Genomic DNA, 14497 nt, shown 5'->3' on the forward strand with positions numbered 1-14497 from the left:
GTCAAGCTCCGGACCCGGTTCATTCAACCGCGGGCAGTATCCGAGATTGTCGGTTCCCCAAAAGGACTGGCCGCCGGGAGGCGGCCGCCAGTATCGCATGTTCGGGAGGATGCGATCAGGAGAGGCCGTCCTTGTGGGTTTCGAGCCACTTCTTGGCCTCGTCTGCCGATTTGAAGATCGATATGCCCATCGGCACGATGATGTCGGCGGCTTTCTTGCCTTCGGCGCCATTCAGCGCCTGTTCGAGAGCCAGCTTGCCGATGCCCTGGCCGGACACGTCGGCGACTGCCTTCATCACCGAGAAGTCGGCGAGTTCGGTCGCGGCTGAAGACGTCATATCGGCGGCGAAGACGACGACTTTTCCGGCCAGGCCGCGTTGCTTGATGGTGCGCACCGCACCGGTGCCGGCATCGCCACCCTCGCCGAAGAAAGCGTCGATATCCGGATTGGCCGACAGCATCTGGTCGCTGACCGAGACGGCATCATCGAGCACCGTGCCGCGCTGGTTCGCAGCGATGACGTAGCCCGGAACCTTGGCTTTGAGCGCCGCTTCGAAGCCCTCGCGGCGCTTGACGCAGACTTCGACGAACTCGCAGTTGAGCACGCCGATCTTCGGTTCCTTGATCCCCTGAGCGATGAAATAATCGGCCGCGACGTCGCCGAGCTGGCGGCCGAACTCCGTCGGATCGGCGACCGCATAGGCATAGACATATTTCTTCATGTCGGCGTCGTTGATGCAGGTGTTGTAGCACACGACCGGAATGCCGGCCTCATGCGCCCGCTTGATGGCGCGCACCGAACCGTCGGCGGAGACGGCGGACAGGATGATCGCCTTGACGTTTGCCGAGATCAGGCGGTCGATGAAAGAGGCTTCGGCGCCCGGATCGGCGCGAGCATTCGTCTCGAGCAGGTCGATCTCTTTGCCCATCGATTTGGCGCTGTCCTGGATGCCCTTGCGCACGGCGGCATAGAAACCGACGTCATCCAGATAGATGGCACCGATGCCGGTCGAATCGGCGAGCGCCGGCGCTGCCGCCGAGCCGACCGTGACCGCAGCAAGCGCTGCCATTGCAAACTGCTTTATGGATTTCATGTCGTCCTCCCAACGGATGATGAATTGCGCCCGTCGCGGCGCCCGCAGCCAAGTCGGACTGCAGGCAACCTCTCCCTACGGTCTGCCTAATCCGAGATCAACGTTCAGGCGACTAGATCGGATCAAACTTACTTATAGATACTATGTTTAAAACGGCTGTCAACGCATATTCGGACGCCGCATTGGCCGATTGCCGCCGAATCGGCGTCACAATCACCATTGAACACGATGTCAAAGTCGACTAACGTGTCCATATAGATATGATCTATTGGTTGATTGCGCGGGAGTTCTCCGAGTGAGGATCACAGGCATTGAAACCCGCGTGGTCAACGCGGAAATGCGAAACTGGGTATTCGTGAAGGTGCTGGCCGACGAGGCGGGGCTCCATGGCTGGGGCGAAGCGACATTGGAATGGAAGACGCACGCGGTGGTCGGCGCGGTGGAGGATCTGGCGCAGCTGATCATCGGACGCGATCCTCGCGACATCGAGCAGGCCGTGCGGATCATGCGCAAGCAATCGTTCTGGCGGCTCGGGGCGATCGGCATGAGTGCGATCTCGGGCATCGAGATGGCATTGTGGGATATTATGGGCAAGCATTTCGGCGTGCCGGTTTGGCGCCTGCTTGGCGGCAAGGTGCGCGACAAGGTCGGCGTCTACACCCATCTCGGTCTTGGCGACATGCGCGCGGTCTATGAGACGATGGAGGCTGATCCGCTGGTCGAGCGCGCGCATGCCGTAGTCGAAAAGGGCTACCGCGCCTTCAAGGCGGTATTCATTCCTTATACCCACTATCACGCGCCGTTGCCCGATGTGGACAAGGCAGCGCGGCTGATGGACGCTCTGCGCAAGGCAGTGGGACCGGGGATCGAGATCATGGTGGATTTTCATGGCCGCCCGGCCTCGGTTTCCGCCGCACTATCCTATGTCGAGGCCCTCGCTCCCGGCCGGCCGATGTTCATCGAAGAGCCATTGCCGCCCGGCGACACGGCCGGTCTGAAAGCCCTCGCCGCTCATACTTCGGTGCCGCTGGCGACCGGAGAGCGACTGGTCGAGCGCGCCGAATTTGTCGAACTGCTTTCGGCAGGCGCGGTCAGCATCATCCAGCCCGACATCTGCCATTGCGGCGGCCTCTCCGAGGCCAAGAAGATCGCGGCCCATGCCGAGGCCGTCGGCGTCGGCGTCGCTCCCCATAACCCGCTCGGGCCGATCGCCGGCGCCGCCGCGCTGCACTTCGCCGTCTCGACGCCAAACCATATCATCCAGGAGGAAATGGTCGGCGCGGTACCGTGGTATTTCGACGTGGTCGAAGGCCCGATCTGCATGATTGATGGCTTCTGGCAGATTCCCGAAGCACCGGGTCTCGGCATCGAGGTCGACGAGGCGGTCTGCGCGCGCTATCCCTTCGCGCCCGAGGTGCTGCACACGCAGAACGCCGTGATGCCGGACGGTACCATCGTCGACTGGTGAGGACGGCCGACTTTTTGAGGTTGGAATGACTGGACGTCTGCAGGACAAGGTCGCGATCATAACCGGCGCCGGGCGCGGAATCGGCGAGGCAATCGCCCGGGCCTTCCACCGCGAAGGCGCCAAAGTCGTCATCGCCGAGATCGATCACACGACCGGCGAAGCGGTCGCAACGGATCTTTCGCCAAACAGGGCAAGCGCCCTGTTCGTGCCATGTGACGTCCGCCAGACCGCTTCCGTCGAAGCCGTCGCCGCGCTGGCGAGGGAGACCTTCGGCCGGATCGACATCCTCGTCAACAATGCCGGCATCAACGTCTTCCACGATCCGCTGGAGACAAGCGAAGCCGAATGGCGGCGCTGCTTCGACATCGATCTTGATGGCGTCTGGCGCATGAGCAAAGCGGTGCTGCCGGCTATGCTCGACCAGGGCGCCGGCTCGATCGTCAACATTGCGTCCACGCACAGTTTTTCGATCATTCCCGGTTGCTTCCCCTACCCCGTCGCCAAGCACGGGCTTTTGGGCCTCACCCGGGCGCTCGGCATTGACTACGCAGCCAGGGGTGTGCGGGTGAACGCCATTGCGCCCGGTTATATCGAGACGCAGATCGCCGTCGACTACTGGAACACTTTTCCGGACCCCGAGTCCGAGCGCCGGCGTACCTACGATCTGCACCCGCAAAAACGCATCGGCAAACCCGAGGAGGTGGCGATGACGGCGCTGTTCCTCGCCTCTGATGAGGCACCTTTCCTCAACGCCGCCTGCATCGTCATCGATGGCGGCCGCTCGGTGCTCTACCATGAATGACGGCGGCGTTGCGCAGGGTGCCGGTCGCGCCTATGAGTTGCAGGCTGGAGAAGGGCTGGGAAGACATGGCATCTGACCTTGGCGTGGCTGAAGACGGTTCGTGGCGCCGCGTCGAGACCGAAGGGGCCGGCGGCAGCCGCATCCACGATTCCGTGGTCAACGTTCTCGGCAGTCGCATCCTTGGCGGCGTCTATCGGCAAGGCGAAATGCTGCCGCGCGAGGAAGAGCTCTGCGCCATGTTGGGTGTCAGCCGCACCTCGATACGCGAAGCGATCAAGGTGCTGTCGGCGAAGGGGCTGGTGGAGGCGCGCCGCCGGGTCGGCGTACGCGTTTTGTCGCGCGATGACTGGCGGCTGCTCGATCCCGTGGTGCTGAGCTGGCACCCGGATATCAAGAATGACAGCGAGCTGATTTCCGGCCTGATCGAGGCACGCCGCATCTTTGAACCGGCTGCGGCCGAACTTGCCGCCAGGCGCGCCACCGGCTCCGATCTCGCAGCGATCGAGGCTGCCTTCAACGCCATGCGCGATTCGATCCCGCACGACCTCGACGGGGTCTGCCGGGCGGACCTGGCTTTCCACCGCAGCTTGATCGCGGCAAGCCACAACGTCGTTTTAAAAGGATTGATCGGGATGCTGGAGGCGGCGCTGAGCGCGTCCTTCCTCGTCACCAACAGGCTGATGGAAGCGCAGTCGCGGGCGCTGGCGGCGCATCAAACCGTGCTCGAGGCGATCCGCATGCGCGACACGGCCGGAGCCAGGGCCGCGATGAACCGGCTGCTCGACATCGCCGCCGACGACCTGCAGGTCGCCTAGAAAATGCAAAGGCCGCCTCGAGGGCGGCCTTTCACATCCAGCAGAATGTGGTGTTACTCGGCGTCCTTGGCAGTTTTCTTCTTCGGAGCGGCCTTCTTCTTGGGTTCTTCCGCATCCTCGGCCTTGTTGGCGTCGGCCTTCTTCGCTGCGGCTTTCTTCGCCGGCTTCGCCTTGGCCGTCTCGCTGTCCTCGTCGTCGGCCATCAGTTCTTCCTTGCTGACCTTGACGTCGGTGACCGAAATCTGGCTGAGCAGATGGTCGACCACCTTCTCCTCGAACAGCGGCGCGCGCAACGTGTTCAGCGCTTCGGGATTGCTGCGGTAGAATTCGAAGGCTTCCTGCTGCTGGTTGGCCGGGTAGCGGCGCACCTGCTCGAGCAAGCCACGCTGCAGTTCCTCGTCCGACACGGTGACGCCGGCCTTCTCGCCGATTTCGGCGAGAACCAGGCCGAGACGCACACGGCGCTCGGCAAGCCGCATATATTCGGCGCGCGCCTCTTCCTCCGTCGTCTCCTCGTCGGCGAAGGTGCGGCCGGCGGCTTCCAGATCGCGGTTGACCTGGTTCCAGATGTTGTTGAACTCGGCCTCGACGAGCTTCGACGGCGCCTCGAACGCGTACGCGGCATCGAGCTGGTCGAGCAGCTGGCGCTTGATTTTCTGGCGGGTCATCGAGCCGAACTGGTTCTCGATTTGGCCGCGCACCACTTCACGCAAACGCTCCAGCGACTCCAGGCCGAGATTCTTGGCCATTTCGTCGTTGATCTCCAACGCGCCGGGCTTAGAAACTTCCTTGACGGTGACGTCGAAGGTGGCTTCCTTCCCGGCAAGATGCGCCGCCTGGTAGTTTTCCGGGAATGTGACCGTGACCTGCGTCTCGTCACCGGCCTTGCTGCCGATGAGCTGATCCTCGAAGCCGGGAATGAATTCCTTGGAGCCGAGCACCAGCGGCTGGTCCGTGCCGGCGCCGCCGCTGAAGGCTTCACCGTCGATCTTGCCGACATAGTCGATCGTCACGCGGTCGCCTTCGGCGGCCTTGCCGGTCTTCGGTTCGTAGGTGCGAGCCGATTCGGCGACACGGCGGACCTGCTCGTCGATTTCCGAATCCGGCACGTCGAACACCTGACGCGTCACCTTGATGTCGGAGAAATCCTTGATCTCGATCGGCGGAATGATCTCGTAGTTCAGGCGGAACTCGAAGTCGGCGCCGCCGGCCAGGATCTTCTCGGCCTCCTTCTCGTCCTCGGTCATGATCACTTCGGGCTGCATGGCAGCCTTTTCGCCGCGGCCGGTAATGATCGAACGGGTCGAATCGTTGAGGATCTCGTTGACCACTTCGGCCATGAACGACTTGCCATAGACCTTTCGCAGGTGCTGCACCGGCACCTTGCCGGGGCGAAAGCCGTTGATGCGGACCTTGCTCCTGGCATCGGAAAGCCGTGCCATCAGCTTGGCTTCCATGTCACCGGCCGGCACGGTGATCTTGATCTCGCGCTTGAGACCGGCGTTGAGCGTTTCGGTGACCTGCATCATAGAACCTTCGTTTCCACCAATGAGGCAGCCAAACGGCTCTTGCCGTTTACAGCCTGCCGGTATGATCTTGCCGGGAATGGCTTTTGGTGCGGGACTTGGCGATCTGTCCACTCACGCGGTTCAAATCGTCCAAAAACACGCTCCAAAATGTGAATAAGTCTTTGTTTTTTCCGACTTCTTGTCACATTCTGCAGAAGTGGATCGTCGCATCCCGTCACATTCGACACGCCTTTTGTCACAGGCGCGGCCGATTTTCAACCATCTTCGCGTCTACAGCGCCGCGCGTCCTCTTAGACGCGCAAAGGATGCTGTAGCACCTTGATTTTGGCGCTTGATCCCGAGATACGATTTTTCGTTTTTCGGGATCGTGCGCCGGCGAACGGCCGCTATTTTGACCGCGACATTGACAGAATGATGGCTGCCTGGGATTGCCGGGCAACGCGGATGTGGCGGAATTGGTGGACGCGCTGGATTTAGGTTCCACTGCGTCTTGGCTCCGCTGGTGTAGCTACCCCGAAGTAGTCAGCCGCTCAGCGCAGCGGTCCTGACGCAGAGAAGCCCGCCACTTACGAGTGGCGGGCCGGCCGCGAGGCCAGGAGAGTGCTGTCAAAGCCCCACGGCCGTGCGACACTCCCGTTTGCGCAACAGTCTTCTCAGCGGCGTGCAATCAGCAAGCAAAGCTCACGTAGGTCGCGATCGTATGTGCTGCCGCTCCCGAGCACGTCGACGCAGCGCTTCTTCATCCGTATCAACTGGCTGCTGGACATCTGCGCGACCCCGCTCATGGCGAGAGTGCCGGGCGTTCCAGGGGTCCCGGGTGTGCCAGCAAGGGTCCCGCCGCCGACGCCTACACCAGCGCCCACGCCGACACCGCTCGTCCCACCAACATTGGCACCCACACCCGTCGCAATGCCGCCGGTGCCACCCTGATTTGCGCCTGCGCCAGCAGTGATACCACCGGTGCCGCCGGCATTGGCGCCCAGGCCGGCCGTGACGCCACGAGTGCCGCCGAGATTGGCGCCCAGGCCAGCCGTGACGCCACGGGTGCCGCCGACATTGGCACCCAGGCCAGCCGTGACGCCACGAGTGCCGCCGACATTGACGCCGGCACCAGTGCTAACGCCCCTGCTGCCGCCAATCGATGCACCGGCGCCGGCATTCACCCCTCTTCGGCCGCCGATCGAGGCGCCGACTCCCGCGATAATGCGTTTCTTGCTGCCGATCGATTTGCCGGCTCCAGTATTTACCCCGCTGCTACCGCCGATCGAGGCGCCGACTCCCGCGTTGACGCCGCCACTGCCGCCGATCGAGGCGCCGAGACCGGCGTTTACACCGCCTCGGCCGCCAACCGACGCGCCGAGACCGGCGTTTACACCGCCTCGGCCGCCAACCGATGCGCCGGCGCCGACGCTAATGCCGCCTGCGCTGGAGGGAAGAGAAAGAGATAAAACAAGTGCACCACAGGCCAAAGCTGCGGCGAAACTCTTGACGACGTTTGCCATGACACTCTCCTTTGATAAGTACCCCACAGCAGCAGTTTCAAAGCTGCTACTTTAGAAATAACGAACTCAGAGAGTGTTTGAATCGCTAACACGAAACAATGTTTGCAGTCGTGACTTACGGTTAGAAAAATATTCCGAATCAATTTGAATGAATTTGAATTCATCCTTGGGCAGGAAGACCCGGCCGCCGACGAGTTCGTTCGCGCCGCCGTCGCCTACTTTGGACAGAAAGTCCGCGCCGTGGCCGCCGGACGCAAACGCGAGGCCCAAAAACCTCGCAAATCTAAGTGTTGAACTTGTGACATGGGTTGTGACATAGACATGTCACGGTGACACGAAGCCAGCGGGTATGGCGGAATTGGTAGACGCACCAGATTTAGGTTCTGGCGTGAGAACGTGGGGGTTCGAGTCCCTCTACCCGCACCACTACTCCCCTCGAACAGTGGATTAAGGTTCCGGTACCGGAAGGCTGGAGGTCAAGTCCGCCTGCGAGGCGATCATCGCCAGCATCGCCATCGCGGCATTGAGGCAGCGGCCGGCGCGTGCTTCCTTCGTCGATACATCTTCTCGTGTAGTCACCGTCATGTTTGATGCTGTCCGAGCCGACCACGCTTTCCCAATACTAATCCGGGGGCCAATACTAATAGAGCGGTTCCTCGAACAGCGTCTTGTCGCCGTCCATCAGCGCCTTGATCTGCCCGGCGCCATCGGCTGCGATTGCGACGCGGACGCCGAACGGCCGCACCCGCATGTCATTCTGGATCGCCATCCCCTCGCCTTCCGGCAGATAGAAGCGCTCGATGCCATAATCCGGCGCGATCGTCGTGGCTGCGCTGAGATCCCACCCTTCTGACACATGCCCGACGATATCGACTTCGTCGGATGCTGCCGGGGCCGGCGCTTGCCCGAACCAGGCCGTGGTTGCGCTCCAATAGCCGTCGGCGCCCTGCTTCAGCCTGACCACGATCGGCGTATCGTCGCTCGTCAGCTTGCCGGCCGGAATGTTGGCGATCAGCTTCACCGGCAGGCGCGAAATATCATAGCTGAGCATAATGTAGTTGCCGCGCAGGAGATCGCGCGGATCGCTCGGTTCGACCCTCAGCAGCACTTGCTTGCCGTCGCGCAGGATCGCCGCCCGGCCGGCGATGATCCAGCTCAGGAAGCCGATCTGGACGAGCGCCAGCACCAGCGCCGAAATGATCAGTTTTTTGCCGGTCATCATGCCGCCGCTCCTTCCGCATCGGGGGCCCTCATGCGCTTCTCCACGCGGAGGATGACAAGGGCAAGCAGGCCAAGAAGCACAGCGGCTGCATGGAAGAACCCTGCCGTGTCGAGCATCGACTGCAACATCACCATATAGATGATGGCGAGTTCGAAGGCGAAGCCGGCATAGGCAACCCAGCGCAAGCCCCTGCTCTCGCGGCCGCCCAGCACGATTGCCGCGACAATGCCGGCAAGCGCAACAGCCGAGGCAATGCCAAAGCCGCTGTTGCTGCCGCTTGAATCGGCCAACTCGAACTGGATCATCGCCAGGCCGGTGAGAAATCCGATCAGCGCGTGCAAGGGCAGCCGGCCGCCAAGCTGCAATATCCGGTCGACGGGCCCGGCAGCGAAGATCGCAGCCGCGAAAAGCAGAGCCGACACGATAATGAGCGGGACGGCGACCCGCAGCGTTTCGTATTCCGTAAACAACAGCACGAGATAGAAGATGACCGACAGGATGATCAGATGCCGCGCCGCCTGGCTGCGGGTCCAGAACGAAATGGCGAACAACACCATCGCCATGACGACGAAGAGGTGCGGAAATTCCGTGCGCCTGAAATAGTCGAACCCTCTCAGGAACAGCCATGCGTCGGCAATGCCGACAGACGCGACGGTCAGCGGGTTCGAGCGCAGCGCAACTGCCGCCAAGGCGGTGCCCGCGCCCCAGGTGATCAAGGCCGACGCTTCGTCACCGGACAAATGATACATCTGGCCGATCAGCGCGATCGATCCGCCGAATGCCGCTGAGGCGACGATCCAGAATGCCTCGCCGATTGCAGCATGGTCGCGTGTCTTCAGCACGGCGCCGCCGACATAGCCGGCGAAGATGATAGCGAAGAGCGCCGCCACTCGCGCCAGCCGCGGGATGGCTTCCCAGTTGGCAGCGACGAAGATCAGGACGGCCGCACCGAGAAGCAGCGCCGCCATCATCGCCAGGATCGAGCCGAAGCCCAGTGATTTGCGCTCATTGGCCTCGTACGTCGCGCCTCAGCGCGTCGGCCGTCGGGGCATCGATCAGTCCGGCCTGCAGCCACCGTGCGATATCGGCCCTGACCCGCGACGAATAGCTCGCCATGCCTTTCTTCCCCAGCTTGGTCGTTTCTTCAGCCGACCCGACCAAACCGTTGACGCTATGGCATTTTCCGATTCGGGCCTATCTATGGCGAAGACGCGAATTGCCGGTGATGGTGCATTGCACAATTTGCATTGCTGCCATGCACCAATAGCGCTTTTAAATCGATATGACCCGACCTATCTTCAGGGCGTACACAAAGACGGAATGATCCGAAAGAAAGACGAAACGAGAAATACCATGAACCTCATCCGCAACTACCGCAACTGGCGCCGCTACCGGGACACCGTTTCCGAGCTGAGCCGCCTGAGCAACCGCGAACTGACCGACCTCGGCATCAGCCGCAGCGACATCCACTACGTCGCCCGCAAGACGGTCTAATCCTCTTCGGACCGCAAATGGTCCGAACCAGTTTGACTTGAAAAGAGAACGACAATGAACCTGATCCGCAACTATCGTAACTGGCGCGTTTATCGCTCGACGGTTACCGAGCTGGGTCGCCTTTCGAACCGCCAGCTGCATGATCTCGGCATCGTCCGCGAAGAGATCAAGAGCATCGCCCGCAAGGCGATCTAGTAGAAATTTCGCCAGGGTCGACCTCCTCCCCGACCCTGACGGATACGGTCAGCCTTCACCTCCTCCCGAGGGTTGACCACAAAAACGGCGCCCGCCGCACCTCCTCCCGCGGCGGGCGCTGTTCCGCCAGGGCGAAAAAATCGTTTCGGGCGAAGCAAATTTCGTCCAAAAGGGTTTCGCCCCCTTTCACCAGGCGAAAGGAATTTCGTCAAAGCCGACCTCCTCCCCGGCGATGACGAATACGGTCGATCTTCACCTCCTCCCGAGGATCGACCAGCAAAACGACACCCGCCGGACCTCCTCCCCCGGCGGGTGTTGTTGTTTTCCAGGGTCGACGCACTCTGAGAATGTTCTGGCGGGGAAGTCCTTGTCGTCAGTCGAGCGCACCACTTTCCAGCACGCCTCGCTTTTTCCACTGGCTCAGCGGAAAAATGTCCGGTGCGCCGCCCATCGGCGCATACCAGGAATCCACCACCCATTCGGTGCCCCCGCGGTCGCTGATCACCGCCGTCCAATGGGGATAGCGTCCGTCGACAAACAGGCCTCGCGAAGTCTTGTCCTCGACCTTGTGAAACCTGAGCAGTTTTCGCTCGGCAAGATAGACCAGCAGCGCATGCGTATTGGTCGATTCGTCGACACAATCCATCTGGCCCCTGATGCGCGATGCGCCAAATTCCGACTGCGGCAGATCGCGAATGCCGGTGGCCCGGAAAATGCGCTGCTCGAAATAACGGACAGCCTTCGAAATGGCGGCACGCTCGGCCGGGGGCGAACCCGCGCCGGCACGCAATATAGAGCGGAAACGCTCGCCGTCTCCGGGGCCAAGCGCCAGCATCGTGCGATAGTTGCAACTGTAGCCGTGGCAGATGGGGATCCGCTTGGAAGCCGTCGCGGCCAGTTCGCCGGCGGCCGCTGATCCGCCCACGGCGATCACGACTGTCAGAAATGTCGCTCTGGCAAAGATCCCGAGCATCCCGTCCATTCTCCGACAGTAGACGATTGCAGCGCTTGGCGGCAACAGCGCGGCCAACTCAGGCAATTGCAATCGCAGCTACAAGCGACTATTTCGGCTCATGAACAAAGATCCCATTCACGTCATCGGCGGTGGTCTCGCCGGCTCCGAAGCCGCTTGGCAGGCGGCCGAAGCCGGCGTTCCCGTCGTGCTGCATGAAATGCGTCCCGTCCGCGGCACCGATGCGCACAAGACGGATGGATTGGCCGAGCTCGTCTGTTCCAATTCCTTCCGCTCCGACGATGCGCAGACCAACGCCGTCGGGCTGCTGCACGCCGAAATGCGGCTCGCCGGTTCGCTGATCATGAGCGCCGGCGACGCGCACCAGGTGCCGGCCGGCGGTGCGCTGGCTGTCGACCGCGACGGGTTTTCCGGAGCCGTGACAAAAAACCTCGAAGCGCATCCGCTCATCACCATCCAGCGCGAGGAAGTGCCCGGCCTGCCGCCGGCGGATTGGGACCAGGCGATTATCGCCACCGGCCCGCTGACCGCACCTGGGCTCGCCCAATCGATCGCGGATGTGACCGGCGCCGATGCGCTCGCCTTCTTCGATGCCATAGCGCCGATCGTCCATTTCGACACGATCGACATGGACATCTGCTGGTTCCAGTCACGCTACGACAAGGTCGGGCCCGGCGGCACCGGCAAGGATTACATCAACTGCCCGATGGACAAGGAGCAGTATCTTGCCTTCGTGAGGGCGCTTCTGGAGGGCCAAAAGACCGAATTCAAGCAATGGGAAGGCACGCCCTATTTCGACGGCTGCCTGCCGATCGAGATTATGGCCGAGCGCGGCGTCGAGACGCTGCGCCATGGGCCGATGAAGCCGATGGGGCTGACCAATGCGCACAATCCGTCGGTAAAGGCCTATGCCGTCGTGCAGCTTCGCCAGGACAATGCGCTGGGCACGCTGTACAACATGGTCGGCTTCCAGACCAAGCTGAAGCACGCCGATCAGGTGCGCGTGTTCCGCACCATACCGGGCCTCGAAAACGCCGAATTCGCCCGCCTCGGCGGCCTGCACCGCAACACCTATATCAATTCGCCGACGCTACTCGACCATTCGCTGCAGTTGAAATCACGGCCCGGCCTGCGCTTCGCCGGCCAGATCACCGGCTGCGAGGGCTATGTCGAAAGTGCCGCCATCGGCCTGCTTGCTGGGCGCTTTGCCGCTGCCGAGCGGCTGGGCCAGGCGCCGGCGCTGCCGCCGTTGACCACAGCTTTTGGCGCACTGCTCAACCACATTACCGGCGGCCACATCGTTTCGGACGACGAGCCGGGAAAGCGTTCGTTCCAGCCGATGAACATCAATTTCGGCCTGTTCCCCCCGGTGGAAGCGCCGAAGGCCGAGGGAAAGCGCCTGCGCGGCAAGGACAAGACCGTCGCCAAGCGGCGTGCGGTGACGTCGCGCGCGCTGGCCGACTGCCGCGAATGGCTGCGATTGCCCTCGCGGGCGGAGGCAGCGGAGTAGCCTCTTCCGGACTTGTCGATCAAGTGACCGGAGAGTAGGATATTATCCTACCTCCATCAAAGGGAGCAATTCCATGGAGCCCGCCGAGAAACTGTCAGTCACTGTCACGCCCGCCATGGCGCGCATGATCCGCGAAAAGGTCGAGGACGGCTCATTCGGCTCGGCGAGCGAAGTCATCCGCGCAGCACTTCGCGCCTTCCAGCGCGAGGAGGAAGAGCATGCCGAGCGCATGGCGTCGATCAGGGCGCGCGTCAAGGCGTCAATTGAAGATACGAGACCAAACCTTTCTGGGGAGGAGGTTCGCGACCGCCTTAAGGGCTCTTTCGCGCAGTATTCGAGCTGCGCCGATGATTCGGCGGCTTGAGGTCGAGTATCGCAAAAGCGCCAGCGGTGATCTGGCAGCGACATTCAGACACATGGCCGAGGCTAGCGGAAGTGCTGACATCGCACTGAAGTTCGTTCTGCGTATCGAAGACCGCTGCCAAAACATCGGCAATGCCCCTCTCGCTGGCCGGCGGAGCGACGACACCGCGCCAGATCGACCGATCATCGTGATGGACTTTTACTCGCGCACCTCAATGATCGCGGTGGCAGTTCCGACTTTCAGTTCCTTTCCGGATTCCTTCTTACTTGTCAGCCTTCAGGTGTCCGGCCAGCCTCGCGTCGCGCGGCGCAACAGCAGCCAATGCCGGCGCCAGGCCGAGAGCCGCGCCACGCCACTCAGAGGTGACTGACGAGAACTTTCCATCTTGCCGAGATAGGCACGCGACAAGGTCAGCGGCAAAAATGCTGGTCTGAGCGAAGCCAGCAACGACGATGCGCCCTGCTCGAATGCCGCAAGATGTTCTTGCGCCAGCGCGATCATCGCGGCGACGGCGCGTTGCGCTCCAGGCCCGCCATCGCCCGCAACGAACTCCTCCGGCGACGACCCTGCCGCAGCCAGAATGTCGGCCGGGACAAAGCATTGCCCGCGCTTGCGATGCAATGGCAGCAGCAGCAAAAGTCCGGTCATCGCTTGTGCGCAACCTGCCCTGCCCGCAAGTTCGGCAAACCGTGGCGCTTCGACGGGATCAAGCACCATCGCTGCAAGCTGGATAAGCGCCGCTGCGGTCTCGCCGCAATAGCCTTCCAGATCGGTGCGCGACGGCATAGGATCGTCATAGAGATCGAAAATACGGGCTTCGAGCATGTTCTCGAAGGCGGGCTTCGGCAGGTGGTGGGCGGAAATCGTCGCCTTCAACGCGTCGGCGACCGGATGGCCTGTGCCTACCCCGGCGTCCTCGGCGGCGATGACATCGCGCCACCATTGCAGCCGCACCTCGCCGGGCAGTGCCTCCCGGACACGGTCGCGAATGCCTGATATCTCGGCATTGAAGGCATAGAGCGAAAACAGCGCATCACGCTTGTCCTCGGGCGCGTAGAGCGCCGCGAGATAGCGGTCGTGGTCGGCAACGCGCACCGTTTCCATGACGATTTTGGCGTTTTCGCTCACGTCACTCGACGGCAATCAGCGCGGCGGCCACCGCACGGTTTTCTGCCAGAAGAACATTGTAGGTCCGCACGGCAGCACCAGTCGACATCGGATCGGCCGCAATGCCCGCCGCCTTCATCGCAGCACGCAGCGCCGCCGGCAACGGCCTGAGATCCTTGCCGGCGCCGACCAGCAGGATCTCGACCTGGTCAGCCTCGTTGAGCAGCTTGGCGAAATCCGCTGGCGTCAGTGCCAGGGGATCAGCCGGCTCCCAGCCATAGATGCCCGACGGCAGGCACAGGAGCGAGCCGCGGTGCGACATGTCGGCGAAGCGAAATCCGCCGTTGCCATAGGACTCGATCGGCGCGCGGCCGGGGAAATGCGCTTCACGGATGACAATGCCTTTGGTCATCCCATTGGCCG

At 62.2% G+C, this 14497-nt stretch carries 14 protein-coding genes, 1 tRNA gene and 1 pseudogene; 8 read left to right on the forward strand and 8 right to left on the reverse strand.

Going from position 1 to position 14497, the window contains the following annotated elements:
• Nucleotides 1–115 precede the first annotated feature (115 nt).
• A complete protein-coding gene (locus tag NMG80_RS03160; protein ID WP_254016792.1) occupies nucleotides 116–1093 on the reverse strand; it encodes a substrate-binding domain-containing protein in 978 nt (325 codons plus the stop codon).
• Nucleotides 1094–1388: 295 nt separating this feature from the next.
• Between NMG80_RS03160 and dgoD the strand changes: the two genes are divergently transcribed.
• From dgoD to NMG80_RS03175, 3 genes are all read left to right on the forward strand, one after another.
• Complete coding sequence (dgoD, locus tag NMG80_RS03165; RefSeq protein ID WP_254016793.1) at nucleotides 1389–2561, forward strand: galactonate dehydratase; 1173 nt, start codon at nucleotides 1389–1391, stop codon at nucleotides 2559–2561.
• Nucleotides 2562–2586: 25 nt separating this feature from the next.
• Entirely contained in the window at nucleotides 2587–3363 is a 777-nt protein-coding gene (locus NMG80_RS03170; protein WP_254016794.1) for an SDR family oxidoreductase, read from the forward strand.
• Between the two features lie 65 nt (nucleotides 3364–3428).
• Nucleotides 3429–4178 carry a FadR/GntR family transcriptional regulator gene (locus NMG80_RS03175; RefSeq protein WP_254016795.1) on the forward strand — a complete coding sequence of 250 codons (750 nt, stop codon included), beginning with the start codon at nucleotides 3429–3431 and terminating at the stop codon, nucleotides 4176–4178.
• 53 nt (nucleotides 4179–4231) lie between these two features.
• Here NMG80_RS03175 and tig read toward each other — a convergent pair whose 3' ends face one another.
• Both tig and NMG80_RS03185 read right to left on the reverse strand, forming a co-directional pair.
• Nucleotides 4232–5704 (reverse strand): trigger factor, encoded by a 1473-nt coding sequence (gene tig, locus NMG80_RS03180; protein ID WP_254016833.1) that lies wholly within the window; start codon nucleotides 5702–5704, stop codon nucleotides 4232–4234.
• Between the two features lie 656 nt (nucleotides 5705–6360).
• The gene (locus tag NMG80_RS03185) at nucleotides 6361–7209 is read right to left on the reverse strand and encodes a hypothetical protein (RefSeq protein ID WP_254016796.1); all 849 of its coding nucleotides are present in this window, start codon (nucleotides 7207–7209) and stop codon (nucleotides 6361–6363) included.
• A gap of 343 nt (nucleotides 7210–7552) precedes the next feature.
• Here NMG80_RS03185 and NMG80_RS03190 point away from each other — a divergent pair.
• Nucleotides 7553–7635, forward strand: a tRNA-Leu gene (locus NMG80_RS03190).
• A gap of 214 nt (nucleotides 7636–7849) precedes the next feature.
• On the opposite strand, the gene NMG80_RS03195 is transcribed toward NMG80_RS03190, so the two are convergent.
• On the reverse strand, nucleotides 7850–8431 hold the full coding sequence (locus NMG80_RS03195; RefSeq protein WP_254016797.1) for a GDYXXLXY domain-containing protein: 582 nt from the start codon (nucleotides 8429–8431) through the stop codon (nucleotides 7850–7852).
• Nucleotides 8428–9547, reverse strand: a pseudogene (locus NMG80_RS03200) (DUF2157 domain-containing protein). The gene NMG80_RS03195 and the pseudogene NMG80_RS03200 overlap by 4 nt, the downstream one beginning before the upstream one ends.
• Nucleotides 9548–9784: 237 nt before the next feature.
• Here NMG80_RS03200 and NMG80_RS03205 point away from each other — a divergent pair.
• The gene (locus NMG80_RS03205; RefSeq protein ID WP_254016798.1) at nucleotides 9785–9925 is read left to right on the forward strand and encodes a DUF1127 domain-containing protein; all 141 of its coding nucleotides are present in this window, start codon (nucleotides 9785–9787) and stop codon (nucleotides 9923–9925) included.
• A gap of 54 nt (nucleotides 9926–9979) precedes the next feature.
• Nucleotides 9980–10120 carry a DUF1127 domain-containing protein gene (locus NMG80_RS03210; protein WP_023802557.1) on the forward strand — a complete coding sequence of 47 codons (141 nt, stop codon included), beginning with the start codon at nucleotides 9980–9982 and terminating at the stop codon, nucleotides 10118–10120.
• A 373-nt stretch (nucleotides 10121–10493) separates the two neighbouring features.
• Here the strand turns inward: NMG80_RS03210 and NMG80_RS03215 are convergent, their stop codons facing one another.
• Nucleotides 10494–11093, reverse strand: coding sequence for a hypothetical protein (locus tag NMG80_RS03215; protein ID WP_254016799.1), 600 nt, complete (start codon nucleotides 11091–11093; stop codon nucleotides 10494–10496).
• A gap of 100 nt (nucleotides 11094–11193) precedes the next feature.
• On the opposite strand from NMG80_RS03215, the gene trmFO reads away from it, so the two are divergent.
• Complete coding sequence (gene trmFO, locus NMG80_RS03220) at nucleotides 11194–12603, forward strand: methylenetetrahydrofolate--tRNA-(uracil(54)-C(5))-methyltransferase (FADH(2)-oxidizing) TrmFO (protein ID WP_254016800.1); 1410 nt, start codon at nucleotides 11194–11196, stop codon at nucleotides 12601–12603.
• A 73-nt stretch (nucleotides 12604–12676) separates the two neighbouring features.
• Nucleotides 12677–12967, forward strand: coding sequence for a type II toxin-antitoxin system ParD family antitoxin (locus tag NMG80_RS03225; RefSeq protein WP_254016801.1), 291 nt, complete (start codon nucleotides 12677–12679; stop codon nucleotides 12965–12967).
• A 276-nt stretch (nucleotides 12968–13243) separates the two neighbouring features.
• On the opposite strand, the gene NMG80_RS03230 is transcribed toward NMG80_RS03225, so the two are convergent.
• Nucleotides 13244–14095 (reverse strand): phytoene/squalene synthase family protein, encoded by an 852-nt coding sequence (locus NMG80_RS03230; protein ID WP_254016802.1) that lies wholly within the window; start codon nucleotides 14093–14095, stop codon nucleotides 13244–13246.
• A gap of 1 nt (nucleotide 14096) precedes the next feature.
• A complete protein-coding gene (locus tag NMG80_RS03235; RefSeq protein ID WP_254016803.1) occupies nucleotides 14097–14486 on the reverse strand; it encodes an Mth938-like domain-containing protein in 390 nt (129 codons plus the stop codon).
• Nucleotides 14487–14497: the final 11 nt, after the last annotated feature.

The sequence above is a fragment of the Mesorhizobium escarrei genome (genome assembly GCF_935825525.1).
GTDB classification, from domain to species: domain Bacteria; phylum Pseudomonadota; class Alphaproteobacteria; order Rhizobiales; family Rhizobiaceae; genus Mesorhizobium; species Mesorhizobium escarrei.

Excerpts from the sequence above, each read along its gene's own strand:
- NMG80_RS03160 (WP_254016792.1), bottom strand. The coding sequence starts at position 1,093 with ATGAAATCCATAAAGCAGTTTGCAATGGCAGCGCTTGCTGCGGTCACG.
- NMG80_RS03170 (WP_254016794.1), top strand. The coding sequence starts at position 2,587 with ATGACTGGACGTCTGCAGGACAAGGTCGCGATCATAACCGGCGCCGGG.
- NMG80_RS03175 (WP_254016795.1), top strand. The coding sequence starts at position 3,429 with ATGGCATCTGACCTTGGCGTGGCTGAAGACGGTTCGTGGCGCCGCGTC.
- tig (WP_254016833.1), bottom strand. The coding sequence starts at position 5,704 with ATGCAGGTCACCGAAACGCTCAACGCCGGTCTCAAGCGCGAGATCAAG.
- NMG80_RS03185 (WP_254016796.1), bottom strand. The coding sequence starts at position 7,209 with ATGGCAAACGTCGTCAAGAGTTTCGCCGCAGCTTTGGCCTGTGGTGCA.
- NMG80_RS03195 (WP_254016797.1), bottom strand. The coding sequence starts at position 8,431 with ATGATGACCGGCAAAAAACTGATCATTTCGGCGCTGGTGCTGGCGCTC.
- NMG80_RS03205 (WP_254016798.1), top strand. The coding sequence starts at position 9,785 with ATGAACCTCATCCGCAACTACCGCAACTGGCGCCGCTACCGGGACACC.
- NMG80_RS03210 (WP_023802557.1), top strand. The coding sequence starts at position 9,980 with ATGAACCTGATCCGCAACTATCGTAACTGGCGCGTTTATCGCTCGACG.
- NMG80_RS03215 (WP_254016799.1), bottom strand. The coding sequence starts at position 11,093 with ATGCTCGGGATCTTTGCCAGAGCGACATTTCTGACAGTCGTGATCGCC.
- trmFO (WP_254016800.1), top strand. The coding sequence starts at position 11,194 with ATGAACAAAGATCCCATTCACGTCATCGGCGGTGGTCTCGCCGGCTCC.
- NMG80_RS03225 (WP_254016801.1), top strand. The coding sequence starts at position 12,677 with ATGGAGCCCGCCGAGAAACTGTCAGTCACTGTCACGCCCGCCATGGCG.
- NMG80_RS03235 (WP_254016803.1), bottom strand. The coding sequence starts at position 14,486 with ATGACCAAAGGCATTGTCATCCGTGAAGCGCATTTCCCCGGCCGCGCG.